Source organism: Paenibacillus terrae, from assembly GCF_005217525.1.
GTDB lineage: Bacteria > Bacillota > Bacilli > Paenibacillales > Paenibacillaceae > Paenibacillus > Paenibacillus terrae_C.
Window position 1 is genome coordinate 83,196 of sequence record NZ_PNXQ01000010.1, and the last position, 25,224, is coordinate 108,419.

Genomic DNA, 25,224 nt, shown 5'->3' on the forward strand with positions numbered 1-25,224 from the left:
ATTGTCGGTTTGCGGCGTGTCCCCCCATGCTTCGGCACCTTCCGGGCTAATAGAGGGGTCACCGTTCGCAAAGCGTTCCGGGAAAATCTGATAAAAAACCGCATCCTTCACCCATGTAGGCGGCTTGAGAATATCAATTGGATTCAAAAACGGGTATTGGAACAGGCCGTCTGCATTTTGCGGCTCTTGGGTGGTGAAGTCATTCTCGTTCATCCATAGTTGTTCTGCTTCGTCTTCCAGCAAAAATCCATATTTCAGCCGGCGGTGAGTGGGCTTTACGGTACATTGGTAGTAATCAAATCTGGCGTCGGTGGCAAATTTGGACATCGGAATGAGCTGTCGGGTGCGATCCCAGTCGTATTTGTCCCCGGTGAGAGCGTGCACAGCGCTCAGGTCATTTTGTTTCACACGGAGTCGTAAATAAATGGTTGCATCATCATAACCAAAAGCCCAATTGCGCTTCGGATGATGGTATATCGCTTCCAGCAGCATATGGTATTCCTCCTATTTTGCAAGCCGTAGAATTTGAAATCATATAGCATATGTCGTATAAGGTAGTTATTAACCTTTTTATGCGGGTTATGTACCATCAATGCTATAATGCCCATTACTATAAAAGAAAAACGATAAGTAGGTGCGCGTGAATGAAAACAAATGTGTTATATATCGAGGACGATCAGGATATCGGAGCTTGGATGCATCAATATTTGGAGGAGCGGAATTACGCTGTGGTGTGGCTGCGAAGCGGAGACGGAGCTGTGGAAGCATCCCGTACATGCCAGCTTGTGATTCTGGATGTGATGCTACCCGGTCTGGATGGATTTACGATTGGAAAAAGGCTCAAGAAGGAACGTCCCGAGCTCCCCATCCTTATGCTGTCCGCCCGTACTTCTATTGACGATAAGCTTCAAGGATTGGATTTTGCCGACGATTATGTGACGAAGCCCTTTCATCCGGACGAGTTGATTGCACGTATGGAGGTTTTGCTGCGTCGATCTGGTACGGTGCCCGAGGAATCCTTACAGTTGGGGCATCTGACGGTGTACCCTCCCGATAACCGTATTGTGAACCGTGATACCGGGGAAGAAATTACACTGACAGGCAAGCAATATCATATTTTCGCTTATTTGCTACGGCATTTGGGCCAGATTATGACGAAGGAGCAAATGTATGAAGCCGTGTGGGGTGATCCGTATATGGACGGGGACAAAACCTTGATGGTCCACATTCGGCATCTGCGCGAAAAGCTGGAGGCTGATCCTGCCACTCCCCGCATCATTGAGACGATCCGTGGTGTAGGCTATCGGGTTAAGGTGTAATGAACGGGCTGCGAAAGGGAACACGTTTCCGAAATTCACTGTTGTTCCGCTACCTGATTATTCTTGTGGTTGCTATGATGCTATTGCCGATTATGCTGCCTGCTATGTTAATTGTAAGTAGTGTCTTGTCTGCTTGGGTTACGGATATGAAGCCTGCTAATTCACATTATCTCTCCAGTTCCCGGACCGAGGATAGCTGGCATCGCGAAGCTGTAGCCTTGAAAGGAGCCACACCAGAGCAAATCTCAGCCCATCTGCGCAAAATACAGCGGGATATTTTCCCCGATTCACAGATATTTTGGGTGGATACCGCAGGTAAAACAAGGTTGGAGCTACCGACACAGCCTGACGTTCCAAAGCAATGGGACGCGGCACAGACTGTTGTATTTATGAAGCAAGCCATAAATTCAGACTTATTTACTGTAGTCGCGTTTATTGGCGGTGGGAAGAGGAACGCCGATCAGGGCTATATGGTATTAAAAATTCCCCGTTCGTTTTATGATCAGCAGCGTAAAGACAATAGCATGGCACTGTACTATCTCTTTTTTATTTTACTAATACTCGCAGCATTTATATTCGTATCTCTCCTGTTTTTTGGAGGCATTCGGCGCAGACTGGTGCGGCTTCAGGCGGCTATGTCGCAACGGGGAGAGGATGGATTGCCCATTCTTGTCAGCACCGGACGGCCGGATGAAATCGGCAAGCTGGAGGAAGCGTTCAATCAGATGGTTGAGCAGCTGGCCGAGAGCCGGGGACGTGAGCGCCAGGAGGAAGAGCTGCGGAAAAGGCTGGTCGCTGATCTGTCACACGATATTCGGACGCCGCTTACGGTCGTACGCAGCCACCTGTACACATTGGACGACGAAAACCTGAGTGACAGGGGAAAACGGTCTATTTCATTGATGGAAAACAAGCTAAAAGACCTCGGAAGTCTGATCGACAACCTGCTCGCCTACAATCTTCTCTCCAGCGGCAAATACACGTTGAATAACGAACCGCGTGATATCCTGCGGCTGGTGCGGGAGTGTGCGGCCAGCTGGTATCCGGTTTGGGAAAAGGAAGGTTTGGAGGTGGATATCGACTTGCCTGAGCATAGTATCGTATGGAAGGTCGATGAGCAGGGCTTCCGCCGTTTGCTGGACAATCTCTTCCAAAATGTAGTTCGCCACGCCGTCTCAGGCCAATATATCGGTATCCATATAGAGGAACATAACGGGAAAGAGGCATTAGTCATTGCGGATAAAGGACCGGGAATGGAGCAGCAATCCAGTGGAAAAGGAGCCGGGATTGGCTTGGCGATTACTGAATTGCTGGCCCGTGAAATGAATTTGGAGAGGGACATTGTCAGTTCATCCGTCGGGACACAAATCCGTTTTTTAAACAAAACTTAAACTAAGAGTTCCCTTGGTCTTAAACTTGGCACGTTACGATAGGTGTCGAGGTGAGAAACTTGAACGAATACATTATTGAAACGAACGGTCTTAGCAAATTATACAAAGGACGCCCTGCGGTCAACCAACTGGATCTGAAAATAGGTCGGGGAGATATTTACGGCTTTCTCGGCCCAAATGGAGCGGGGAAAACGACAACCATCCGTATGCTGCTCGGACTCATTCGCCCGACTCGGGGAACGATTCGAATATTTGGCAAGGATATCCGCAGACATAAGCTGGATATTTTGCGTAAAGTCGGCTCGCTGGTCGAATACCCTTCGTATTACGGTCATTTGAACGCAGTGGAAAATCTGGAGGCCATTCGTCGCATTTTAAATGTGCCCAAGGAGAACATTGTGGACGTGCTGGAAGTCGTTCGACTGACCAAGCACGCCAAACGCCCGGTCAAGGGCTACTCGCTGGGCATGAAGCAACGGCTTGGTATCGCCGCCGCGCTGCTAGGCCATCCGGAATTGCTTATTTTGGACGAGCCTACCAATGGTTTGGACCCGGAGGGCATTCAGGAAATGCGTGCATTGATTCAGGCGATGCCCAAGGAGCGAGGAATCACCGTGCTGGTATCCAGCCATCTGCTGAGCGAGGTGGAGCATATGGCGAATACGGTGGGAATTATCCGCGAAGGAGAACTGGTTTTCCAGAATACGATTCACAATCTCCGTCAGGAATCCGCAGGGGGGATTCGTATTGTGACGTCAGACCCGGAAACAGCCCAGCTCATTGCACGTGAGCAGGGATATCATTCGGTGAGAGACGGGGCGGCTCTGGATTTTGAAAATATGAATGACGCGGCTGTGGCGCTGCTGGTCAGAAGGCTGGTCGAAAATACACATGCTATATACCGTGTAGAGGAACGCCGCAAATCCCTGGAGGATATGTTCATGCAGGTCGTCGGCAAAGGAGGGACTTCCCTATGATGCTACGGGCGCTGACTGCGGATCTGCTCAAAGCGCGCAGAAAGGGGATCTGGTTTCTGGTGTTTCTAGGACCACTTGGGCTAGTGGCGATGCAGGCACTGAATTTCGGGCTTCGTTATGATTATCTGATTCCGCGCAGCAAGGGTCATCTGTGGGAAGCCTTGATGGATAACATCGCTATTTTTGTTCCCCTTGCGCTGGTGTTAGGGGCCACGATGGTCGCTTCCATGCTGGCGAATGTGGAGCATTCGTCCAACTCCTGGAAGCAGCTATTGGCCTTGCCGATCTCCAGATTCAGCGTCTATATGGCCAAGCTGACGCTGGCTATCGGGATGCTGTGTGTATCCTGCCTGCTACTTACCGTTGGAACGTGGGGACTGGGCATGATACTTGGCTTCGGGGGAGAGCCTGCTCCGATAGGAGAATTGCTGCGGCTCGGATTCTGGCCCTTGGGAGGTTCACTGCCCATTCTCGTACTGCTGTTGTGGCTAACGGTCACGTTTCATAATCAGGCACTGCCTGTAACACTGGGCATTACGCTAGGCATCGGCAGCTTGTTTGCTTCCCAGCTATCTGGGTATTTTCCGCTGGCTTGGCCTCAATTCGCATGGGCTGCACCTCAGGCGTGGATGTTTGCGTCTATTGGCTGCGGAATGGGTGCGCTTCTCAGCCTGCTGACGGGGGCTCATTTTAGCAGAAAGGATGTGGCGTAATGTTCGGAGGATATGTACGACTGCTTTCTGTCGAACGTTTGAAAATAGCCAAGTCGCCCGTCTGGTTGCTTGCGCTCGTCAGCCCGGGGATTGCCGTTCTGATCGGACTGCTGTCGACTCCCGGAGGGAATTGGCTTGCCTTGTTATCTACTATGCTCACATTGCATGCGCTGCTATTTCTGCCGATGCTGACCGCCGTATTTGCGTCCTTGGTCTGCCGATTCGAGCATGGGGGCGGCGGCTGGAAGCAACTGCTGTCGTTGCCATTGTCCCGCACCAGTCTCTACGCAGCCAAGCTGACGATGATTATGGCTTTGGTGGGGCTGACTCAGCTATTGTTCGGGGGAGCGCTGCTGGGTGTCGGAGCTGTGCAGGACATGAACGGGCCGATTCCTTGGTCTATGATTGCCCAAAGTCTGCTCGCAGGCTGGGTAGCCTGTCTGCCGCTGGCTGCGTTACAGCTAATGGTGTCTTTCCTATGGTCCAGCTTTGCCGCGCCGCTCGCCTTGAACTTTGTTTTCACAGTGCCCAATATTCTGGTCGCCAACTCACAGACCTATGGTCCGTACTATCCGTGGGTACAGCCTGTGCTGGCGATGATGCCTGCCGGAAGAGACAGTTTCGGGGCTTTCATCGTACCAGCCGATACGCTGATTACGGTTGTCCTGGGCAGCTTTGCTGTGTTTGGGATTGCGGGCCTGACGGTATTCCGTCGTAAAGAAATATAAGACGGAATATGAGGATTCAGCTCTATCTGTTTTTTCAAGGTCTCTATTAAAACAAATGACCCTCTTATGGGTCATTTGTTTTAAAGTTATCGTTCTTCCAGGTCATATTTCAGCCCTGATATATAAAGATCATTCAACTTCTAGCTCGGGAAGTTATTCTAAATGCGGCATAGGTCATCAGGGCATAAATAATGCCGTACATCGCCCATGTATCCAAGTTGGCTCTAAAGGTGGCTATATTTGTTGTGATAAATAGGAGGGGAAGTAAAAGAGCTACACCTACACCCGGTAGAATTCTCGAACGAAGAATTGCGCACATAATTCCCGTTATAATGGCGATTAGAGGGCATACGAGCAGAGTGGGAACAAGGGGGTTCAGTTGGTGAAAAACTAAATAAATCATAAATACACCTCGCCTTGAAGGAGTATGGCAACTTCGTAGCTAATTTGTGCCCAAAAAACGAACCATTTCTTTATCGGAATGATAGCTCAAGGGAATGACAGCCTCCTCGGAACCTGTCTCTAAACTGTAGCGTCGTATTTCTCTGACTCGGTCCAAAGGTTTTTTCTTAACAAAGTCATATAATATATCAATTGAATTTCCAGAAATATGTGTACCTGATATATATCCTCTTTCAGTCTCTTTTTTTTGAATAAAATCTTTACTCTGTTTTAATTGAATTTTTTTAACGTTTTGTAAGGAATCATCCCATACCATGATTTTATTATTATTTGATATGATATACAAATTTCCGTCATGTATTGCAGTATCATACAAGGAAAATGATTCGTTAGAGATAGAAATTTCTTTATCTAGGGTGCCATTGGAGGGATTTACAATTTGCATAACAGGCCGATCCTGAATACCCGGACGATTTCCATCCAGCATGACGATTAAACGATTATGAAACCATTGAAGGGACGATCCGTTATTTTGCCCCACTGGATAATATGCTTGTTCCTGAGATTTATGATTTGGGATAGAATAATTATGAAGCAAGCTATTTGTGTTTAGGTCAATTACATAAATACCAACGTTTTCTCCATTCCCGTCTATGTATAGTACATAAGCTTTATTATCTTTTTCTACCACAGATTGGAAATATCCTGGCAACATTATGTGATGAAGTGTCGAATTGCCGGTCTTTGAATATACCAACTCATTAGCATATACCTTTGGCGAATATTGTGGATTGTTACCCACATTCATTGAGAAAAATAGATATTCTCCACTACTTTTAACAAAAGAGGTGCCGATTGCTCTATCCTGGTCGTACTTTGAAGGACCAAAAAAAGAGCGAATGATCCCTGATTTATCCAGAACATAATGCCGATTTTGTCGCTCAGAGGTGATATAGTAGTTGCCAGAAAACTTGGTAGAATAATAGAGAGCACGACCATTTTCTAGCTTCTGCACACCTATAATATCTCCAGTAGGGCTGTAGCTTACAAGATCAGCACCTTCCTTCATTGCGTCAGAATAGATGGCCACAAAGCCTTTTTCAGCGGTATTCAGTTTTATATTTTTTGAGAGAGCACTCATAGATGGATTAGAATTTTGAGATGAATGATTTTCTGTATTTTTATTAATGATAAAAAGGGTTAAAAGAAGACCGATTATGCATGCCATAACAATTACGATCCAAACCACCTGTTTCTTTGTTAGCAATGTCTTTACCCCCATGAGAATTTTGATATCAATATAAAAAAATGATTCCAGTTAGTAGAATTGTGTACTTCAACTAACTGGAATTTTAAGTATTATAGTTGATTACTATGATTAGTTACTATAATATATACTCGTATTACCTGATTTTGCAATTTCCATTGGAGTTACAATAGGATCGATAGTGACATAATCGACATCAATTCCTTGAGTTTTCCACGCTTTCCATACTAATTGTGAGCAATAAAATTTATCTTCAGACCACGGATTAACAAAATTCCAATTGTAAGGTTTACCTATTTTCGTGTAGGCATAGCTGGCAGCCCCTGTATAATTACTGCTACTAGCACCTTTAACATGCATAGCATAAATATTGGTACGACTACCCCAATCGTTTGTATGATACTGTACTCCATCTGCAGGGAATGATTCTATAGTGTAGCCGTTGGTATTAGATACGATCCCTGCATGTCCAGGGTAACCAAAATCAATTCCCCAAGAGCTTGCGTTAAAGGCTACTAAAATATCTCCGTAGGAACCTAATTTAGTAGCGTTCGGCGAAATAGCTGTGTTCCGTTCGTCAGATTTGCCTCCTTGTAACGCGATCGCTTGCTGGTCTTCGAGGGCTTTTTCTTTTAATTTTCCACTATTGATATACTCAATTTCTTCCATATTATGCTTTTTAACCATTTCAATATCCTGATCAGTCATTCCTGCACCCTTCATTTCCTGGTAAACATCAGTGGAAATGGATGAATTCACTTCTTCAGCGCTGGCTTGAATAGTAGGGAGAGCCAAAACACTGATTACAACACTTAAAGATATAATCGTTTTAAATAATTTGTTCATATTACTTCAGCCTCCATCGTTAATAAATTAGATAAAACAAAACAATACAATACAATACACTACATAATAGATACATGGTTTTCAGTTTTTCGTTTGAATCAAAGTCAAAATTCACCTCCACATGTAAAAGTGGTCATCCAGCCCTTTGATATTTTTATAAAAGACCGAGGTAAAAGTAAGCTTATGTAATGTTATAAAAAGAAACAAAGGGAAGAAGTGACAGCTTAGTATATTGAATCAGGTAAACGCACTTCGCCAGAGGTATTACCTGAATACAACCATTCTATTTTCGGAAGAAGTTAGGTCTTAAAACCCTTTATTTCTTGTATTCTTATTTACTCATTATCTGGTATTATAATATACATATTTAACAATAAAATTCTTTAAAATGGTCTAAATGGATGTATTATAGGCGTGAACGACATGTTTATGTCAGGTTATATTTTTAAAAGAGCTGCTTGTATCAATCATTAAAATCTGTCGGGAGTTTTGAAAGGGGATGTTACTTTGCTGAAGGTTGCTATTTGTGATGATGAAGTGGAGCAACAAAATCATGTGAAAAAGCTATTCTTGAAAATGGACCAAGAATTTCATATTTCTTGCTTTTCCTCTGGTGAGGAACTGTTAGCTTATTATCAAGAAAATGAAAAAAATCCCTTTCATGTTCTTATTTTGGATATTGAGATGATCGGTATGAATGGCCTTGAGACAGCAAGAATGATACGTGCAATTCCAGATTATGATGTTCAGATTATTTTTTTAACAAGTTATCCTGAGTATGTGATGGACAGCTTTGATGTTCAGACATTTCAATATTTGCTTAAATCAGTTTCCTACGAAATTTTTGAACAAAAAATTATTAAATTATCTAAATATATTCTTTCTTTAAAGAAGCGTTTTCTGGTCATTAAAGTAGACTGTCAAGAGATTGTATTGAAATATGCGGATATTATATCTGTAGAAATGCATGGTGGATCTATGAGTCGTCGAAAACTGGAGATTACAACCATATGTGACAAGTTCCTTATGAGGGGAATTCTGTCCGATTATGCAAAAAGACTGGGGCATTATCAATTTTTACAGGTTCATCGTTCTATTCTTGTCAACATGGAACATATTAACAAATTTTCGGGGCATTTCGTTTTTATGTCGAATGGCACAGAATTCCCTATAGGTCGCTCCAAATTAAAGTCTGTTAAGGACGCTTATACCAAATATATGATTGGTGAATTTAAGGTAAATGGGTGATTTAATGATATACAAGTTTCTTGTGTAAGACATTGTTTTGAAGTTAATGTAGCAAGTACATACATGAAGATAATCAGCAGATGATGGGAAGTTATTTAATTCGTTTTATGGAAGGTAAAGCATTGGAAGGAGGATCCTTGAGCGATTGCAGAGTATGTGAACAGGCTGCTGGTATTGTCAGTTTCTTTTATAATAACACTTATATTTTTTATATTTAAAAAAAACCTTAAGCGGGGAGGTAACCCTAGAGTACATGGAGGATACTATTTAATAATAGTACTTGTTATACTAATCAGTACGCTCATTATAAACACGTTATTTCATTATTGCAGTACAAATATTTTTTGTGTATTCTCTGTTATTGGACTATTGATCGTTAATTTGTTGGTTCTTTATTTGTTCTGCAATATGATCGAAAAGTTTAGATTGGCTGAAGTGAATGTGCAATTGCTAAGACAAATGGAATATCAGGATACAACTTATGATAAAACAACTAATTCCTTCAAGGACATCAAGCGGATTATACATGATACCAATAAGCATCTCTTGTTTATAGATAGATGTATTGAGGAGGGGAGGTTGCATGAGGCCTCAGGATATATTCATCTGACTCTGGACAAGATAGACATTTCGTATTTGAAAGTAAATACTGGAAATCTGGTCATTGATGCGTTGGTAAGTAATATATTAAATATTGCACAGGATAACGGAGTACGGGTCAAATACAAAATTAATCTTCTTGATAAAAACCTGAAAATCGAAAGATATGATCTCTGTGTCTTGTTAGGAAACATATTGGACAATGCAGTTGAAGCGGCGATATTATCAGGCCAGACAGATGATAAGTATGTGGAGATTAATATATTTTCTAATGAGTACACGCTATTTATGAATGTTATTAACACAATGAAGGATTTCACATGTAGTTTTCGTACGAAAAAACAAGAGCCTGATTTTCACGGAAACGGGTTAGCTAACATTCGAAGGGTTACGGAGAAATACGATGGAAATATACGTATTGAGGCTATGAATCACAGATTCAACATCATGGTTTCTCTTCAGCTTTTAGAATGAATATAGTTGGATAAGTATGTTTTTTTGAAGTATACATCGCGCCGGATTGATAAAATACGATAATACCTCTCAACCCGGCGTAGGACACATTTTATACTAAGCCCGGCAGGGCACGGATATTGTCACTGATGAGGTGGCAGGAGGCGTCGAACCTGGCTTGCTCTTCCGGGCTTAGCTCCAGCTCGATGACCTCTTGAATTCCTTTACTGCCGATGATCGCCGGAACGCCTGTGCAGACATCGGTATGTCCATACTCGCCGTCTAATACGGCCGATACTGCTATAATTTTACCGTCGTCATTCAAAATCGAACGGGTAATGTACGCCAGCGCATTAGCAATGCCGAAATAAGTAGCCCCTTTGCGGGTGAAAATCTCCCAGCCTGCATCCTTCGTTTTGCGGGCGATGTCATCCAGATCGACGTGGCTGAACCGCTCCTGATGCTGACGCAGGATGTGCAGGATTGGCTTGCCGCCAATGGTCACGTGCGACCATGCAACGAACTGGGAATCACCGTGCTCGCCAAGAGCATACCCCTGTACGCTGCGCGGATCTATGGAAAACACCTCGGAAAGCAGCGTCTTAAGCCGGGACGAGTCAATGGAGGTGCCCGTGCCGATCACCTTGTTGCGTGGAAGACCGGATATGCTTTGTACGAGATAGGTCACAATATCGACAGGATTAGCTGCAATGACGAAAATGCCGTCAAAGCCGCTCGCCATAATCGCCGTTACAATTTCGCGCGTAATGATCACTGCATCATCCAGTACGGACAGACGATCTTGACCTGGTTTGGGGTTAGCCCCTGCCGTGATAATGACAACGTCCATATCCGTGCAATCTGCATATCTTCCTGCATGTACCTTGGTACGTGTAGACGTAAAATCCATACAATGGGACAGATCCAGCGCATGGGCCAAAGCCCGATCGTACGTGCGGTCAATCATCATAATTTCGTCACAAATGGACTGATTGACCATTGAGTAGGCACAGCTCGAACCAACCATACCCGCGCCGACAATAGCTACCTTCCTTGCCTTCCCCTTCATTTATGTTTCCTCCTCGTTCCAGCGAACGTTAATATGCTATAAATTATGCCTTAAACCCATTTTACGTTACATAACATAACATATTGCTGAGCTTTTGGAAATATCCATTGTTTTGCCTTCATTCCGAAAAATATAAAAATAACGATGACCAGAGGTGCATATATATGCTGAAATATAGAGAATACATGGAATACGCAGTGTTTTTGCAGGTATGGATTGCAGGGAGTGAGTAGCTTCTTTTTGAGGTGGCATACGCATGGATTGTACTTTTCGACGCGTTGATGGTAGGAATAATGCCATGGGATTATGTAGAGTATGACATTTATGTGACGTTTCTAAAAAACGCTCCCTAATTGAATGGGAAACAGGCGAGGCACCACGGACTTTGTCAGATTTTAAATGCTGCTGGTTTATCCAGCAATAAGCTATATAACATGGTGCTGTACAAGCGAAGCGGTGGCGATGGGAAGCCCATCCGACTGCGCAGTGGCACAATAGGAAACTTTTAAGCCGCACTTATCATGGTAATATGAAGTCGCTTCCTGCATTTTTATAAAATATTCGCTTATGACAAAGGTTCCTAGCAGTCCGCAATATTAGAACATTTTTGCCAAAGGGTTTCCATTTGATTCCGCGAATTGTACATATACAAGCTTATTTCTTTCCATACCATCCGGGGAGGTAATGATCAATGGAAGAAAGCAGATCGACGACGGAAGCAGCAAAGCAGTTGGGAATCGGAGCTAGTACCCTTCGTAAATATGCGGCAGCGCTGGAGGAGCAGGGCTATGTGTTCCCCCGTTCCGCCAATCAATCGAGAATGTTCAGTCCAGAGGATGTAGAGTGCTTAAAGGTGATGCGAGGGGCGTTGCGTGAGGAGCATTTGACGATGGAGCAGGCGGTTCAGGTGGTGCTTGAGAGGATAACCGCACCCTTCCAAATCGAGGATGCAGGCGTCCGTTTGCCACCCGTATCGGACGGTGAGTCCCTGGCTGCAACCTGGGAGGAAATATTGGCTGCGGCAGAGGGCAGGGATGAGTCTGTAATGCAGGCGCAAGCCGCCGCTACTCTTGAATCGATAGGATTAGAGGATGAAGTTAGCGTGCAGGAACAACAGAAGCATACCTTGGCGCTAACGATTGAGCACAGGCTGGAGCAAACAAGGGAGAGGGAGAAAGAAGAACCGGAACAGACACCAGTGCAGATCCAAACGCAGGAGCCTATAGAGTCCCAAGCAATGACGGAGATGCAGATCATGGTGCAGAGCGCTCTACTGGAGATGCGAAGTCGATTGGAAGAGCTGGAAACAGAGCATAGCCGTTTGGTGGAAAAGAACATCAACCTCTCCAATCAGTTGGAGGAACAAAATCGCTGGATGAAAGAAAGGGTGGAGGAAGAACGGGATCGGCAGTTAATCACCAATTTGCGAACCTATCAGGGCAGACAGCGTAAGTCACGCGGTTCGCTGCTGTCCTGGCTCGGTTTGACACCACGCAGACGTAGAGAAGCATAGGTATGATAAGACCATCAGACCTTCCCGGTTCTGGTGGTCTTATTGCGGATGGTATAATAGCGAACAGACCGGATTGAATGGATTTAGGGCAACTGGCGTATACAAGAGTCGCATATTTAGCGTTGCTGCAAAGTGTATAGGAAAGGGATATCAGAATGTTTGCTTGGTTACGGAATGCTTATGAATCTTGGATAGATTATCCAAAACAGCCCGGCGATCTGCTGAGCGGACGTTATCATATTCTTTCGCTGCTGGGTATGGGAAGCTATGGTCTGACCTACCTCTGTCTGGACAAGCATAATGGGCAGGAGGTGGCGGTCAAGCTACCCAGACCGAGCAAGCGGGCGAAAGGTGTTCAACTGTTACAGCGTGAAGCCGACATTATGCGACAAATGGAACACCCCTATATCCCGAGGCTGCTCGAAAGTGCGGAGCATCGGAATGAATTGTACTTGGTCATGGAATATATCTCCGGCATGACGCTGGAGGAGCTTATATTTGAACAGGGGCGTTCTTTTACGGAACAAGAGTGTATCGTCTACACCTTGGAGCTAATGGAGCGGGTTCTGCATGTGCATGAACGAGGCTACATCCATCGGGATATCCGCATTCCCAATGTGATCCATCGCGAAGGGAAACCGTACTTGATCGACTTTGGCCTTGCACTGGCGATGGGCGAGCAGCAGGAGGATGTATTTACCGAATCCATGCTGGAAAAGCGCGCACCTGAACGACAGGATGTCGCTATCTACAGCGATTTGTACGATGTCGGGCATTTGATGCTTTTTATGCTGTATAGCAGTTACGAGCCTCAGCCGGACCAACCGCCAGGAAGCTGGCAGGAAGAATTGAAGCTGAGTCCGCCTGTGCGCCATCTGCTGGAATGTCTTTTTCAGATTGGCCCCAGGTATGAACATAGTCGTCAGTTTATGATGGAACTGGAGAAGGCGTTGGTGCAGCAGGAGGGTTAGTCCTTAAAGATCGTCCATACAAATATCGGACATTCGCCGCAAAAATGGGGGAATGCCCCCCTTACGCATTTGACCAGGTCTACATACAATGATCCTGTAAATGAGCGAAAGGAGTGTTGTAAATGAGTCATATGTGTGGAGTAGGCGGTATGGGGTGCGGCGGAGGTTGGACTTCAGTAGGAGCGATTCTGGTTCTGTTTATTTTGCTGGTCATCATCTCCAAGACTCTGTTTCTGTAATTCCGGCGAAAGACGATTTCCTGTAAAATGCACAGATGTTGCCCTGCATAACGCCGGGCGCACAACAATAAAGCGAAGTCCCATGATGAGAGGGGTCTTCGCTTTATAGGATTTGAAGGAGCCACTGGCTTCCTTCCTATGCTTGGGTTTATTCGTCGCAGCTCAATACTTACGAACTGGAGTAATGACGGCGTTTGTCCTTGTAATATTGGTGCCCGTTATGGCTGTTCTTGTATCCTGAATCTGATGAAGAACGGCGTTTACGATCGTAATAACGGTCCGAGTTGCTGTATTTCCGCTTATGAGAATGAGAGGTGGAATGAAGCAGGCGGTGCAGTAATTTTTTGAGCATCGTCTAATCCTCCTTCTTATCCTGTCCGACTGATACATAGATCACTTTCTGATATAGACAGGTTCTTATGAAACGGTAATACGCAGCGGTGTTGGAACGGGTTCCACTAATTTAAAGGCTTTAAGGATTTGGCCTGAAACTCGGCAATATCCTTGAACTCTTCTTCAAATTTACGCGAAATACGGATATAGATCGGCAGTAAATCACGGTAAATATCCACATGCTCTGCCACGGGCTTATGCTGGTGAGTGGTGCCGATCATACCAGATACAGTGTCCAGCGAATCAATCCGTCCCAGTGCGTACAAGCCCAGAATAGCTGCGCCAAGACAGGAGCTTTCCAGACTTTCCGGGATAATGACCTCTTGATCGAAAATATCCGCCATGAGCTGTCGCCATAGCTCCGAGCGTGCAAATCCGCCAGTGGCGTGAATGACCGAAGGTCTGCCAATGACCTCTTCCATGGCCAGCATAACTGTGTACAGATTGAACAGCACACCCTCCAGAGCAGCGCGGATCATGTGCTCTTTTTTGTGACGCAGGGACAAGCCGAAGAAGGAGCCGCGGGCATTCGGGTCCCACAGGGGCGCACGTTCTCCGGACAGATACGGGAGAAAGAGCAGGCCGTCCGAGCCGGGGCGTACCTGTTCCGCGATTTGGGTCAGCACATGGTACGGATCAATCCCCAATCGTTTGGCGGTTTCCACCTCGGAGGCTGCAAATTCATCGCGAATCCAGCGGAACACAATACCGCCATTGTTCACCGGGCCGCCGATCACCCACAGCTTTTCGGTCAATGCGTAACAGAAAAAACGTCCCTTGTCATCGGTCAACGGCTTATCTACCACGGTGCGAATGGCTCCGCTGGTACCGATCGTGACAGCGACAACCCCTGGCTTGATGGCATTCACCCCAAGGTTGGACAAGACACCATCGCTGGCTCCTATAACAAAAGGAGTTGTTTCCAGCAAGCCCATATCATGTGCATAGGTAGCGTCCAGACCCTTCAGAACATGAGTTGTCGGCACCAGCTCAGACAACTGCTCCTTTGTGACACCTGCAATGCGCAGTGCTTCCTCGTCCCAATCCAACTGCTGCAAATTCATGAGACCCGTAGCGGATGCAATCGAATGATCCACGACGTATTGCTCGAACAACCGGGCACACACATACTCCTTGATAGAAATGTATTTGTACGTCTGAGCCGCAACATCCGGTAAATCCTGTGTAATCCACATCAGCTTCGTCAGTGGTGACATGGGATGAACGGGTGTCCCGGTGCGCAAGTAAATGTCATGTCCATTGTATTCATGCTTGAGCGCGTCAGCCCATTTGGCGCTGCGGTTATCTGCCCATGTGATTGAGGCGGTCAGCGGCTTGCCGTTTTTGTCCACCGCCAGCACGCTGTGCATGGCCGAACTGAAGGAGACGAACAGCACATGCTCGGCTGCTACTCCGCTTTTTTTCATGACCTCCTGTACCGTCGTCACGACGGCTTTGAAAATATCGTCTGGGTCCTGTTCCGCTGCATCCGGCTCAGGTGTATGCAGCGGATAGCCTACATGATGCTGAGCAGCAATATTGCCGTTTTCTTCAAAAAGCACCGCCTTGGTACTGGTCGTGCCAATATCGACTCCGATCATATATCGGGTGTCTGTCATATTCGATCTCCCCTTCACTTACCGTTATTAACTCATTATCGTTAAATTAACACACTCAGCAGCATAATCAAACCGAAAGCGACCAGGGAGAGGATCGTTTCCATCGCGGTCCATGATTTGAGCGTCTGCGGAACCGTCATGTTGAAAAATTCTTTGATCATCCAAAAACCGGCGTCATTCACATGCGAAAGGATCAGCGATCCCGCCCCTGTAGCAAGCACAACCAGCTCGACATTCGCGCCGGGTGTAAGTGCCACCACAGGTGCGACAATACCGGAGCCTGTCGTCATCGCGACTGTAGCGGACCCGGTGGCAACACGAATGAGCGCAGCGACCAGAAAAGCAAACACGATTACATTCATATGCGCCCCCGTAGCCACCGCTGCAATGGCCTGACCTACGCCGCTGTCGATCAATACGGTTTTAAACGCGCCACCACTGCCGATGATTAAAATAATAGAGGCTGTGGGTGCCAGACATTCACTGGTAAAACGGGACAAGTCCTCTTTCTTCAAGCCGCGTGCGTAACCAAGCGAGAAAAACGAAAATACAGCCGCAATCAGTAACGCCATAACTTCATCACCGATGAATTTGAAAAATACCGTAAGTGGATACGCATTGGATGGGTCCACGATTTCAGCGACCGATCCGCTGAGCATCAGGATAACAGGCAGCAAAATCGTAAACAAGGTAATCCAAAAAGGAGGTAACTGCCGTCCTGTTGTATTGGTGAACTGCTCGTCCAGCTTCTCGGATGGTCTGACCATGATTTTTTTGCCAATCCAGGCACCGAAGACCGGGCCTGCAATAATAGCGGACGGAATGCCGACGATGAGCGCATACCCTATCGTGCGTCCGATATTGGCATTAAAGGCTTCAATGGCGATCATCGGAGCCGGATGGGGCGGCAAAAGACCATGTACCGTCGATAGCCCCGCCAGCATGGGAATACCGATTTTCAGCAGTGACATATTCATTTTACGGGCGACTGTGAACAGAATCGGAATTAATAAAATAATGCCAACTTCGAAAAATACCGGAATACCCACGATAAAGCCTACGATCATCATGGCCCAATGGACACGTTTTTCACCAAACCGATCCATAAGTGTAGTTGCAATACGCTCAGCACCGCCGGATTCTGCCATCATTTTACCAAGCATGGTGCCCAGCCCAATTACGATTGCGATGGAACCAAGCGTGCTGCCAAGGCCCTTGGTGATGGAGGCAGTAACTTCATGTCCCGGCATCCCGTTAACCAGCCCTAGAAATACGGAGGAAAGCAGTAGTGAAACAAAGGGATTCCATTTAAACTTGGCAATCAGCAAAATCAAAAGAATAATGGTAATTAGTGCCCACGTAAGTAGTGAAGCGTTATGGCTCAAGCCGAATAGGGTATTCATAAAGTAATGCCTCCTTATGCGTTAATGTGTAGTACATGTATACTTGTCGACAACTTTGGTTTGAAAAGGAACTGCGCCAGCTTAGAACACATAAAGCGTGGTGCAGCGTCTCCTTTTATATATTTTACAGATTAGGACAGACTTTTGCGGTAGGGGGACAGAACGCTGTCGTTTACCGCGTTGCGGGTGTCCTGGTAATGATCCTCGATAAATTCGGACAGCTCCTGAGCGCTCCCTTGGTTTAAAGCGTTTGCAAAGGTGCGATGTTTGTGAATCGTGACTTGAGATTCTTCAATCTTAGACGTAAAGCGTTGTTCTGTGGCAGCCAGCATGACTGTCAGGATCAACTGCCTCATTCCGTTCCAGGTGTGGAGAATACGAGTATGGCCTGCTTCCAGCACCAGAGCCTCATGGAAATTGAAGTCCTGAAGAGAAAATTCAACGACGTCTCTGTGCTTGAGAGCGACTTCCATTTTGTCAATCATCCGGTTTAAAGCGGTCACCAATTCGCTATTGTCTCTATGTACAAATCTTTGTACGACAAAATGCTCAATCAGCACACGTACATCGAAAAGCTCCTCCATATCAGCGGGCGTCATGCCGATGACAATCGCCCCCATGCGTTCCAAGCGAAGCAATCCTTCACTGGAAAGCACTTTTAACGCTTCACGAACAGGAGAACGGCTGGTGCCAAAATCGGCAGCAATCTGATTTTCAGATAATACTGTGCCGGGCGTCTGCATGCCACGGATAATTTGAAGTCGAAGCTCACAAGCAATCCTTTCACCAAGCGATGCACCCTGTAGCCAGACTGATGGATATTTCATGTGCATACTCCTATCCTGGAAATTTCGGTTGCCTCTTTCGGGCATACTTGTATACAAGTTATGAAGTATTATATACCCCGTAAAAGATACTTGTAAACGGTGTCAATGGACATCGGTTCCATTTCAATGCTTTTAGCGTTACAATAGAAGTAGAAAAGAAGCAGAAAAAAGCAGCAGTGAAAGTGGAACGAACACGGAAAAGAAGGAGATCGTTTAATGATTATTATTAAAACCAAAGAACAAATTGAAAATATGAAGAAAGCTGGCGAAATTTTGGCTGCTTGCCACCGGGAAATTGCCAAAATGATCAAGCCTGGAATTACAACGCTGGAAATTGACGCCTTCGCGGAATCGTTTATGAAAAAGCATGGCGCAACGCCGGAACAAAAGGGCTACAACGGCTACCAGTTTGCGACTTGCGGATCGCCTAACGATGTCATTTGCCACGGTTTCCCGAACAAGACACCGTTGAAGGACGGGGACATTGTGACGATTGACATGGTCGTAAACCTGAACGGCTGGCTGGCGGATTCCGCCTGGTCGTATGCCGTGGGTAATGTTTCCGAGCAGGCGCAAAAGCTGCTGGACGTTACCAAGGAATCCCTGTACAGAGGGATTGAGCAGGCTGTAATCGGTAACCGGATCGGAGATATTTCCCATGCGATTCAAACCTATGCGGAAGCGGAAGGCTTCTCGGTTGTGCGCGAATTCATCGGTCACGGTATCGGAGAAGATATGCATGAGCAACCGCAGGTTCCGCATTATGGACCACCGCATCGCGGACCTCGCTTGAAGGAAGGCATGGTCATTACGATTGAGCCGATGCTGAACACGGGCACCTACCGCAGTAAAGTGGATGCAGACGGATGGACGGCACGTACAATGGACGGCGGTTTGTCGGCGCAATACGAGCATACGCTGGCGATTACAGCAGACGGCCCGATTATTTTGACACAGCAATAAGCCACAAGACAAAAAGACACGACTCCTGTTGGAGGATCGTGTCTTTTTGGTTCAGCATTTTGCATTATTCGATTCCCAATGCTCGAAAGTACAATAGATAGACGAACTAAACCGTTTCAATCTATATATTGCTGATCTGAAATCGCTCTTGGGATTGTTGCAAAATGCTCAGGTGTATGCAACAACATGCTTGCTGCACGCGAGTATCTGTTTGTCAGATTCGGACTTCTGCCTCATTCGGATTGAGCTGACGATATTGAAAATACATACGAAGCCGCCAGTGCAGCAATGTCCCGAACGCGAGGATGAAAAATAACCCTGCCGTCTGTGGAATGGTAATGTAGCGCTGAATAAACTCATGCAGCAGCAGGCGAACGATCAGCAGACTGATCAGGATAAAAAAGAAGGTGCGTGAGCGTTGTACAAAAACCTGTCCTTCTTGCATCTCAAACCTGGTGCTGCGAATCAGCGGATACGAGAAAATAAACCAGCCGACCAGAAAAGCGCCCATCGCCCAAAGCCAGGGAACCCGTACCTCTGGCACGATAAACATCATAAAGCCGGTGCTCATGCCGAGCGGAGGGATGATAATCTTTTTGGCGTTAACCGGGCGATGACCTGTCTTCATACGGATGAAAATAGCCGAAACAGCGATCAAGATCATGCCGAAGGTTGCGCCATATTGCAGAATTGGGGTGCTGATATGAATCATGGACTGGGCCCCCTCTATAAGAAATGTAAGCGTTATTGGCCAGACTGCAAATATTGTTCATTATACCACATATGTAATGGATATATTTAGTTACAGTCTTTCCTCCGGCAAGCGGATTATACGCTCGATTGTGGTGACTGGCCCAACGATCTCGGGTCTTTATCATACTTATGCAAGATTCTCTGCTTGTACCTCTCCTTGCGCCGATTTTTTCTCCTGACGCATGATATACCCCATGGCTGTAATAATAAGGATAAAGGCGATGAGCGCGAGAAAAGGAATGGTAATAAAATCAAACCAGTTCAGATAATCCTGTTCACAGGATACTCTGCCGCAGGAGGTTGAAGCTTGCGTAGCTGCTTTGGCGGCTGCATGGATACGCTGAATCGTAAAGTGATAGGCCGAAATGGCGCCTCCAATAATAGCCAGCGGCATGACATAACGACGTATTCCCGTATCTCCCCGAAAATAAGCGATTCCGAGCAGCAGAGTCAGGGGATACATCAGAATGCGCTGAAACCAGCACAGCTTGCAAGGCTCATACCCCAAAATTTCGCTGAGATAGAGGCTGCCTAATGTGGCCACACAAGCTACAACCCAGGCGGCAAACAAAGCAATATCCGTTTTTTTAAACGATCCAATCATAGTAACGCTCCTTTTTGGATTCAAATGCGAACAAAATGAACTCACCGTGTCTTGTCCGAGCAGCAAGCCTCTGCTGATATGGATGTCTTATCCATATTGTACTGTATTTTGAGTGCAGGGTCATACTTAAACATATTGACATCATTCACTATCGTTTTTATAATTACAATAGTTTGGGAAGTTAATAAGGATTCAAGATTCAGATATATATACTATGAGAAATGTAGGAGTGTGTCCAGAATGTCAAGTATCCAAAAAAACGAAACTCTGTCTGTCATTAGTGAAAGACATGCGGTAAAAAGTTATGTTAAGGATTTTAAATTGCCAGAGGAAGATCTGGAAGCTATTTTGACAGCTGCGATAGAAGCTCCTTCCGCCTGGAACCTTCAACACTGGAAATTCCTCGTGATTGAAACCGAAGCAGACAAGCAAAAGTTGCTGCCTATCGCTTACAACCAGGGTCAAGTAGCGGAAAGCTCTGTGACCATTGCCGTTTTGGGTGATCTGGAAGCGAACCGTAACGCAGTGATTTATGATCAAGCGGTAGACGCTGGTACAATGCCCGCAGAAATCCGTGACGCATTGGTAGGTCAAATCAACGGTGCTTACCAAAACGCACAAGTAGCTCGGGATGCAGCGATCCTGAACTCTGCTTTTGCGGCACAAAACATTATGCTGGCTGCTAAATCGCTTGGCTATGACACTTGCGCTATGGGTGGTTTTATTCCTGCGCAATTGATTGAGCAATTCAACATTCCTGCACGCTACCTGCCAACGATGCTGATTACGGTAGGTAAAGCACAAGTGCCAGCACGTCCATCAGGACGTTTCCCATTGTCTGAAGTTGTTGTAAAAGGTAGCTTCTAAGAAGAATTTTTAACATAAAAAGGGTGTTCCTGCAACCGTCGCGGTTGGGGGAACACCCTTTTGTTATGCCTGCCTTTCGTTGCAAGAAAGCTTTTACTCTAATCCGAACGCTTGGAAACGAGATATACCAATTCCAGCGTCAGAATAGGCAAAAAGACAGAAGCCGGATAGGCCAGATAGCGTGGCTCCCATTGCGGCTTGAACTTATCCTTGAAGCGGCGCAGCCCTTGAAAGCCGTAAAAATGTCCTCCGTATTGGAAAACGAGCCGAGCCAGTTTTTCCTCGCGCAACGCTTTTTCGCTTTGTCCTACTTGGGACAGCGGAGCCATGCCCAGATTGAAGGTTGTATACCCGCTGTCCTTGGCCCACTCGATCACTCGTGTGAACAAGTAGTCCATTGTGCCATTCGGTGTATCGGGCAGATGACGCATCAGGTCTATGGAGACCGTCTGTCCACGGTCATAGGCAGGGGCCATGGTCGCGAAGGCGATGACCTTTCCTTCAGGGTCCTTTAACAGCGCAATCGGGGCTAACTGAAGATAAGGCTCTTTGAACCAGCCAAGCGAATAGCCCTTCTCCTTCCGTCCGTCCAGCCAGATATTCGAAATATGACGAAGCTCCTCAATGAATGCTCTATCCAAAGGCGGCTGGATTATCTCGAACGTGTATCCCTCGCGGTCAAAGCGGTTTTTGGCGCTGCGAAGCACCTGATTGCTTTTACCTGTCAGTGTAAAGGACTCCAGCGGCACCAGCGCTTCCTCGCCCAGCTTGAAAAACCGATAGCCGTTCTCATGGTAGATGGACAAATACTCCGGTGATGCCTGATAAAATACAGCCGTTAACGCATATCGGTCTGCGAAGCGCTGAAATTCCTGAATCGCTTCGCTCACACGTTCCTTCGGACCGAGCGGGTCACCTAGCACAATCAGTTTGTCCCGGCTGCGTGCATAGGGAATAACCACTTGTTCGTTCTTGGTCCAATACAGATACTTATCGCCGAGAAAGAGCATATGAGAAACTAAATTGCCGCCCTGCTTTTCCAAAAATGCTTTTAGCTTATCCAGCTCTTGCAAGTCAGGCAGATTGCCAATTCCACGCTGGGGGCGGAGGAAGTAATACACCGTCAGGAACACCCACGCCAAAATCAGACTGAACACCGCTGTAACCCCGTAATCGCTGCGGTTCATAAAAAAGTCCAGATGGACCTTGGCGTGCAGATGGCGCATAAACGCAGTATTGGAGCCTGCCCCGATGACAAAATAAGCGCCGGTCACAAGCAGAGACAATCCGCCCCAGATTAAAATATTGTGCCGATTCAGCGGCGCACTAATCCGATAAAACCGCGTGCGCGAGATCCACAGCATCAGCGCAACGAACAGCAGGAATAGAGCTTCCTCGAAATCCAGACCCTTAATGAAGGTGAAAATGGACCCTGCAAGCAGCAGTACCAGCGTCAGCCGCAGGGCTCTGCGAATGCGCAGGGATATGCCGTGAGACAGCACCACGAGCATAATTCCGATGACGACGGAGATTTCATGCGACAGGCGCATGACGGGCAGACTGAGCAGATGCTCGGCAAAACGTAGCCGATATAGCAGACCGGGTGTAGCCGCCGACAGGAGAAGCACCACACCGGAGATGAGCACCAGCTTGCCAAGTGCCCATACCCCCAGGTCGGCCAGAAATCGGAATTGACCAGGCCAGCCCCATACCTTTTGCCAAGCGTTGAGTGAGGTTTCCCAACTTGTCTCTGCCAGTTGGCTCAGGCGTTCGCTGCGTGGAATCATTTCCAGCGCAGCCAGCACCAGGCCGATCAGCCACGGAAGGATGTAATAAAAGACGCGAAAGGCCAGTAGCACAGCCAATGCCCGATCCGAGTTGGCGCCTGCCATTTGCAGCCCGAGCAGGGCAATAATATCGAAAGCGCCGACTCCTCCCGGCGCAAGACTGATCAGTCCGGCAATCGCGGCAATCACATAAATGCCGAACACGGCATTCATCGGCAGCTCATGTAGCAAGTGCGAGCCGATCCATGCAAAGGTAAGGCCGGCCAGCAGCCATTCCAGCAGCGAAGCGCCAATGGAGGCGGAGATGGTGGACCAGGAAAGCTGGCCAGCTCCCTTGTTGAACCACGTAGCGTACCGTTTGGAGCGCTGCATAATCAGGAACAGTGGCAGGTACAGCGCCATTCCCCATAATGCCCAATGAAGCCACGGATGAGCATCCAGCACGGACTGTACCGGATACAGATGGGCAATCGCGCCCCAAGCCAGCAAAGAAAGCCCGGTAATGACTACGGGCGAAAGAAACACAACCGCAGAGGTGATGACCCCCAGCGGCACGCCGCTTTTTTTGTACAGCACCGTACGCAATCCCGCTCCTGTAAAGCCGGCGAAGCCAAAGACATTATTGAAGGTATTCGAAATCCAGGCGTACCGGAATGTCGCTCCGGGCTTGACCTGTAGCTTGAAATGATGCCTGATCACGTAATCGTATGCGCTCATGGCGGCCACGGCTATCAGTGAGAACAAGCCGATTTCGATGAGAAAGGTAGCATCCATTCGCCGCAGCTCATGAAGCATACGTGCCAGATTGAAGCCTTTCAGCTCTCGTCCAGCCTCCCATATAATAAAAGCCAATACAGCCAGCGGAAGCAAAATACGTGTCAGCCGCTGCCTGTAGATGGTCATCATGAACTGTACGATTTTAAAGGATTGAATGGGTTTGTGATTTGAATTCATAGATTCACCTGCCTGAAAAATAATGAAATAGATTCTGAATAATACACGGAGATATCATGCCCAATGAAAGGCTACTATATATTATACCTGTAATAAACGAATGAATAACAACAGAAGGGTTACGAAAGCCGAATTTCAGATTGATTGCCGTGAATAATTCCAATATAATGATGGAAAATCCAGTCATTTGCTTGGTAATGGAGCTGAACGGACATGAGTATATGGGATCGTGATCTTTTTGTACGTCGATTGGAGCTGATGTGGCCGCAGGATGCTGACGAGAGCCGATATCCTTTTAATTTAAAAGCCATGCGTCAATGGAATGAGCTGAAATTTCACCCGTCTGTTACTTATATTGTTGGAGAAAACGGTGTGGGTAAATCAACGCTCATGGAAGCGATAGCGGTCGCGTGGGGATTTAATCCGGAGGGCGGCACCAAAAATTTCAATTTCTCTACACAGGCCACGCATTCCTCGCTGCATGAGTATGTCCGGCTGGTGAGAGGGGCCCGCAAGCCGCGGGACGGTTTCTTTTTCCGTGCAGAAAGCTACTACAATCTGGCGAGTCATATCGACGAGTTGGATCGGGAAGACGGTGGCCGGCCCATTCGAGACTCCTATGGAGGAAAATCGTTGCATGAGCAGTCGCATGGCGAGTCTTTTTTTGCCGCGTTTTTGCATCGGTTTGGCGGTCAGGGGCTGTATATTATGGATGAGCCAGAGGCCGCGTTATCGCCCCTGCGCCAGATGGCCATGCTTGCACGTATCCACGAACTGGTGCAGCAGGGCTCACAGTTTATCATTTCTACGCATTCCCCGATTTTGATGGCCTATCCCGACTCCGTCCTGTACCACCTGACACATGAAGGAATAGACACCCGGACGCTGGAGGAAACCGACCATTTTATCATCATGAAACAATTTCTGAATAACAAGGAAAAGATGATACAGGAGCTATTCGAAGATCCCCAATAAGGAATGGGTGAACCTCAAGAGGGCTATCCGTACTCGTACAACTTAGACTTTAGCTACAAAAAGGCGACCTATACGTTGGTTCAAGCAGATGAGATCGAAGTTTGCCTTTTGCCCAAATATTCACCGGATCTACAGCTTATTATTGGTTATCATGCTCATCTATGGTATATGTATAAGGGGAAATAAAATGAGTATTCTGCTCTTATGGTGAGGTGCGAATGTGAAGCTCACATAAAAACCCCGGATCCTTCGCACCTCGAAATTTGTCGAAAAACATTAAATCAGCTTACTTCGGTAGAAGTCAATGGTTGATTCAAGCCTTTTTGGCATCGTTTTTTGCTAA

General features: G+C 46.7%; 24 protein-coding genes. 13 read left to right on the top strand and 11 right to left on the bottom strand.

Annotation, left to right across the window (positions count from 1 at the left end; translation table 11 throughout):
• Positions 1-492 (bottom strand): alpha amylase N-terminal ig-like domain-containing protein (locus C1I60_RS25460; RefSeq protein WP_252361639.1); only part of this gene is annotated, 492 nt, incomplete at its 3' end.
• A 152-nt stretch (positions 493-644) separates the two neighbouring features.
• Here C1I60_RS25460 and C1I60_RS08760 point away from each other — a divergent pair.
• From C1I60_RS08760 to C1I60_RS08780, 5 genes are read left to right on the top strand one after another with little or no spacing between them, the layout of a single operon-like run.
• Entirely contained in the window at positions 645-1,319 is a 675-nt protein-coding gene (locus tag C1I60_RS08760) for a response regulator transcription factor (RefSeq protein ID WP_137061368.1), read from the top strand.
• Positions 1,319-2,710: a sensor histidine kinase gene (locus tag C1I60_RS08765; RefSeq protein WP_137061369.1), complete on the top strand. Its 1,392-nt coding sequence runs from the start codon at positions 1,319-1,321 to the stop codon at positions 2,708-2,710. The genes C1I60_RS08760 and C1I60_RS08765 overlap by 1 nt, the downstream gene beginning before the upstream one ends.
• 59 nt (positions 2,711-2,769) lie before the next feature.
• Complete coding sequence (locus tag C1I60_RS08770) at positions 2,770-3,687, top strand: ABC transporter ATP-binding protein (protein ID WP_137061370.1); 918 nt, start codon at positions 2,770-2,772, stop codon at positions 3,685-3,687.
• On the top strand, positions 3,684-4,400 hold the full coding sequence (locus tag C1I60_RS08775; protein ID WP_137061371.1) for an ABC transporter permease: 717 nt from the start codon (positions 3,684-3,686) through the stop codon (positions 4,398-4,400). The genes C1I60_RS08770 and C1I60_RS08775 overlap by 4 nt, the downstream gene beginning before the upstream one ends.
• Positions 4,400-5,128, top strand: coding sequence for an ABC transporter permease (locus tag C1I60_RS08780; RefSeq protein ID WP_137061372.1), 729 nt, complete (start codon positions 4,400-4,402; stop codon positions 5,126-5,128). Before C1I60_RS08775 ends, C1I60_RS08780 begins: the two co-directional genes overlap by 1 nt.
• A gap of 442 nt (positions 5,129-5,570) precedes the next feature.
• Here the strand turns inward: C1I60_RS08780 and C1I60_RS08785 are convergent, their stop codons facing one another.
• Positions 5,571-6,797 (bottom strand): hypothetical protein, encoded by a 1,227-nt coding sequence (locus C1I60_RS08785; RefSeq protein ID WP_137061373.1) that lies wholly within the window; start codon positions 6,795-6,797, stop codon positions 5,571-5,573.
• Between the two features lie 111 nt (positions 6,798-6,908).
• Complete coding sequence (locus tag C1I60_RS08790; protein ID WP_137061374.1) at positions 6,909-7,643, bottom strand: YiiX/YebB-like N1pC/P60 family cysteine hydrolase; 735 nt, start codon at positions 7,641-7,643, stop codon at positions 6,909-6,911.
• Between the two features lie 507 nt (positions 7,644-8,150).
• On the opposite strand from C1I60_RS08790, the gene C1I60_RS08795 reads away from it, so the two are divergent.
• Positions 8,151-8,891 carry a LytR/AlgR family response regulator transcription factor gene (locus C1I60_RS08795; protein WP_137061375.1) on the top strand — a complete coding sequence of 247 codons (741 nt, stop codon included), beginning with the start codon at positions 8,151-8,153 and terminating at the stop codon, positions 8,889-8,891.
• 408 nt (positions 8,892-9,299) lie between these two features.
• Positions 9,300-9,965: a sensor histidine kinase gene (locus C1I60_RS24430; RefSeq protein ID WP_212734450.1), complete on the top strand. Its 666-nt coding sequence runs from the start codon at positions 9,300-9,302 to the stop codon at positions 9,963-9,965.
• A gap of 91 nt (positions 9,966-10,056) precedes the next feature.
• Here the strand turns inward: C1I60_RS24430 and C1I60_RS08805 are convergent, their stop codons facing one another.
• Positions 10,057-11,013 carry an L-lactate dehydrogenase gene (locus C1I60_RS08805; RefSeq protein WP_137061377.1) on the bottom strand — a complete coding sequence of 319 codons (957 nt, stop codon included), beginning with the start codon at positions 11,011-11,013 and terminating at the stop codon, positions 10,057-10,059.
• Between the two features lie 691 nt (positions 11,014-11,704).
• On the opposite strand from C1I60_RS08805, the gene C1I60_RS08810 reads away from it, so the two are divergent.
• The 3 genes from C1I60_RS08810 to C1I60_RS24785 all read left to right on the top strand — a co-directional run bounded on the left by C1I60_RS08810 (position 11,705) and on the right by C1I60_RS24785 (position 13,736).
• Positions 11,705-12,526 carry a MerR family transcriptional regulator gene (locus tag C1I60_RS08810; RefSeq protein WP_137061378.1) on the top strand — a complete coding sequence of 274 codons (822 nt, stop codon included), beginning with the start codon at positions 11,705-11,707 and terminating at the stop codon, positions 12,524-12,526.
• A gap of 155 nt (positions 12,527-12,681) precedes the next feature.
• Positions 12,682-13,497: a serine/threonine protein kinase gene (locus C1I60_RS08815; RefSeq protein ID WP_137061379.1), complete on the top strand. Its 816-nt coding sequence runs from the start codon at positions 12,682-12,684 to the stop codon at positions 13,495-13,497.
• A 122-nt stretch (positions 13,498-13,619) separates the two neighbouring features.
• Positions 13,620-13,736 carry a YjcZ family sporulation protein gene (locus C1I60_RS24785; RefSeq protein WP_212734451.1) on the top strand — a complete coding sequence of 39 codons (117 nt, stop codon included), beginning with the start codon at positions 13,620-13,622 and terminating at the stop codon, positions 13,734-13,736.
• Positions 13,737-13,905: 169 nt separating this feature from the next.
• On the opposite strand, the gene C1I60_RS08820 is transcribed toward C1I60_RS24785, so the two are convergent.
• The 4 genes from C1I60_RS08820 to C1I60_RS08835 form a co-directional block, all read right to left on the bottom strand.
• A complete protein-coding gene (locus tag C1I60_RS08820) occupies positions 13,906-14,088 on the bottom strand; it encodes a hypothetical protein (protein ID WP_137061380.1) in 183 nt (60 codons plus the stop codon).
• Between the two features lie 106 nt (positions 14,089-14,194).
• Positions 14,195-15,748 (bottom strand): gluconokinase, encoded by a 1,554-nt coding sequence (gntK, locus tag C1I60_RS08825; RefSeq protein WP_137061381.1) that lies wholly within the window; start codon positions 15,746-15,748, stop codon positions 14,195-14,197.
• 41 nt (positions 15,749-15,789) lie between these two features.
• Positions 15,790-17,151, bottom strand: a complete 1,362-nt coding sequence (locus C1I60_RS08830; RefSeq protein WP_137061382.1) for a GntP family permease — start codon at positions 17,149-17,151, stop codon at positions 15,790-15,792.
• 131 nt (positions 17,152-17,282) lie between these two features.
• The gene (locus C1I60_RS08835; protein WP_137061383.1) at positions 17,283-17,978 is read right to left on the bottom strand and encodes a GntR family transcriptional regulator; all 696 of its coding nucleotides are present in this window, start codon (positions 17,976-17,978) and stop codon (positions 17,283-17,285) included.
• Positions 17,979-18,194: 216 nt separating this feature from the next.
• On the opposite strand from C1I60_RS08835, the gene map reads away from it, so the two are divergent.
• The gene (gene map / locus C1I60_RS08840; protein WP_137061384.1) at positions 18,195-18,941 is read left to right on the top strand and encodes a type I methionyl aminopeptidase; all 747 of its coding nucleotides are present in this window, start codon (positions 18,195-18,197) and stop codon (positions 18,939-18,941) included.
• 214 nt (positions 18,942-19,155) lie between these two features.
• Here map and C1I60_RS08845 read toward each other — a convergent pair whose 3' ends face one another.
• Together C1I60_RS08845 and C1I60_RS08850 are read right to left on the bottom strand one after the other, a co-directional pair.
• Positions 19,156-19,653, bottom strand: coding sequence for a CcdC family protein (locus tag C1I60_RS08845; protein WP_137061385.1), 498 nt, complete (start codon positions 19,651-19,653; stop codon positions 19,156-19,158).
• Between the two features lie 168 nt (positions 19,654-19,821).
• Entirely contained in the window at positions 19,822-20,298 is a 477-nt protein-coding gene (locus C1I60_RS08850) for a disulfide oxidoreductase (RefSeq protein WP_137061386.1), read from the bottom strand.
• 240 nt (positions 20,299-20,538) lie between these two features.
• Here C1I60_RS08850 and C1I60_RS08855 point away from each other — a divergent pair, with 240 nt between their 5' ends.
• Positions 20,539-21,165, top strand: a complete 627-nt coding sequence (locus C1I60_RS08855; protein ID WP_137061387.1) for a nitroreductase family protein — start codon at positions 20,539-20,541, stop codon at positions 21,163-21,165.
• A 98-nt stretch (positions 21,166-21,263) separates the two neighbouring features.
• Here C1I60_RS08855 and mprF read toward each other — a convergent pair whose 3' ends face one another.
• A complete protein-coding gene (gene mprF / locus C1I60_RS08860) occupies positions 21,264-23,906 on the bottom strand; it encodes a bifunctional lysylphosphatidylglycerol flippase/synthetase MprF (RefSeq protein WP_137061388.1) in 2,643 nt (880 codons plus the stop codon).
• A 213-nt stretch (positions 23,907-24,119) separates the two neighbouring features.
• Between mprF and C1I60_RS08865 the strand changes: the two genes are divergently transcribed.
• Entirely contained in the window at positions 24,120-24,881 is a 762-nt protein-coding gene (locus C1I60_RS08865) for an AAA family ATPase (RefSeq protein WP_137061389.1), read from the top strand.
• The last annotated feature ends 343 nt before the right edge of the window (positions 24,882-25,224 follow it).

What these genes read in the sequence shown, in the direction of transcription:
- C1I60_RS08760 (WP_137061368.1), top strand. Translation starts at nt 645, where the DNA reads ATGAAAACAAATGTGTTATATATCGAGGACGATCAGGATATCGGAGCT.
- C1I60_RS08765 (WP_137061369.1), top strand. Translation starts at nt 1,319, where the DNA reads ATGAACGGGCTGCGAAAGGGAACACGTTTCCGAAATTCACTGTTGTTC.
- C1I60_RS08775 (WP_137061371.1), top strand. Translation starts at nt 3,684, where the DNA reads ATGATGCTACGGGCGCTGACTGCGGATCTGCTCAAAGCGCGCAGAAAG.
- C1I60_RS08780 (WP_137061372.1), top strand. Translation starts at nt 4,400, where the DNA reads ATGTTCGGAGGATATGTACGACTGCTTTCTGTCGAACGTTTGAAAATA.
- C1I60_RS08790 (WP_137061374.1), bottom strand. Translation starts at nt 7,643, where the DNA reads ATGAACAAATTATTTAAAACGATTATATCTTTAAGTGTTGTAATCAGT.
- C1I60_RS24430 (WP_212734450.1), top strand. Translation starts at nt 9,300, where the DNA reads ATGATCGAAAAGTTTAGATTGGCTGAAGTGAATGTGCAATTGCTAAGA.
- C1I60_RS08805 (WP_137061377.1), bottom strand. Translation starts at nt 11,013, where the DNA reads ATGAAGGGGAAGGCAAGGAAGGTAGCTATTGTCGGCGCGGGTATGGTT.
- C1I60_RS08810 (WP_137061378.1), top strand. Translation starts at nt 11,705, where the DNA reads ATGGAAGAAAGCAGATCGACGACGGAAGCAGCAAAGCAGTTGGGAATC.
- C1I60_RS08815 (WP_137061379.1), top strand. Translation starts at nt 12,682, where the DNA reads ATGTTTGCTTGGTTACGGAATGCTTATGAATCTTGGATAGATTATCCA.
- C1I60_RS24785 (WP_212734451.1), top strand. Translation starts at nt 13,620, where the DNA reads ATGAGTCATATGTGTGGAGTAGGCGGTATGGGGTGCGGCGGAGGTTGG.
- C1I60_RS08820 (WP_137061380.1), bottom strand. Translation starts at nt 14,088, where the DNA reads ATGCTCAAAAAATTACTGCACCGCCTGCTTCATTCCACCTCTCATTCT.
- gntK (WP_137061381.1), bottom strand. Translation starts at nt 15,748, where the DNA reads ATGACAGACACCCGATATATGATCGGAGTCGATATTGGCACGACCAGT.
- C1I60_RS08830 (WP_137061382.1), bottom strand. Translation starts at nt 17,151, where the DNA reads ATGAATACCCTATTCGGCTTGAGCCATAACGCTTCACTACTTACGTGG.
- C1I60_RS08835 (WP_137061383.1), bottom strand. Translation starts at nt 17,978, where the DNA reads ATGAAATATCCATCAGTCTGGCTACAGGGTGCATCGCTTGGTGAAAGG.
- map (WP_137061384.1), top strand. Translation starts at nt 18,195, where the DNA reads ATGATTATTATTAAAACCAAAGAACAAATTGAAAATATGAAGAAAGCT.
- C1I60_RS08845 (WP_137061385.1), bottom strand. Translation starts at nt 19,653, where the DNA reads ATGATTCATATCAGCACCCCAATTCTGCAATATGGCGCAACCTTCGGC.
- C1I60_RS08850 (WP_137061386.1), bottom strand. Translation starts at nt 20,298, where the DNA reads ATGATTGGATCGTTTAAAAAAACGGATATTGCTTTGTTTGCCGCCTGG.
- C1I60_RS08855 (WP_137061387.1), top strand. Translation starts at nt 20,539, where the DNA reads ATGTCAAGTATCCAAAAAAACGAAACTCTGTCTGTCATTAGTGAAAGA.
- mprF (WP_137061388.1), bottom strand. Translation starts at nt 23,906, where the DNA reads ATGAATTCAAATCACAAACCCATTCAATCCTTTAAAATCGTACAGTTC.
- C1I60_RS08865 (WP_137061389.1), top strand. Translation starts at nt 24,120, where the DNA reads ATGAGTATATGGGATCGTGATCTTTTTGTACGTCGATTGGAGCTGATG.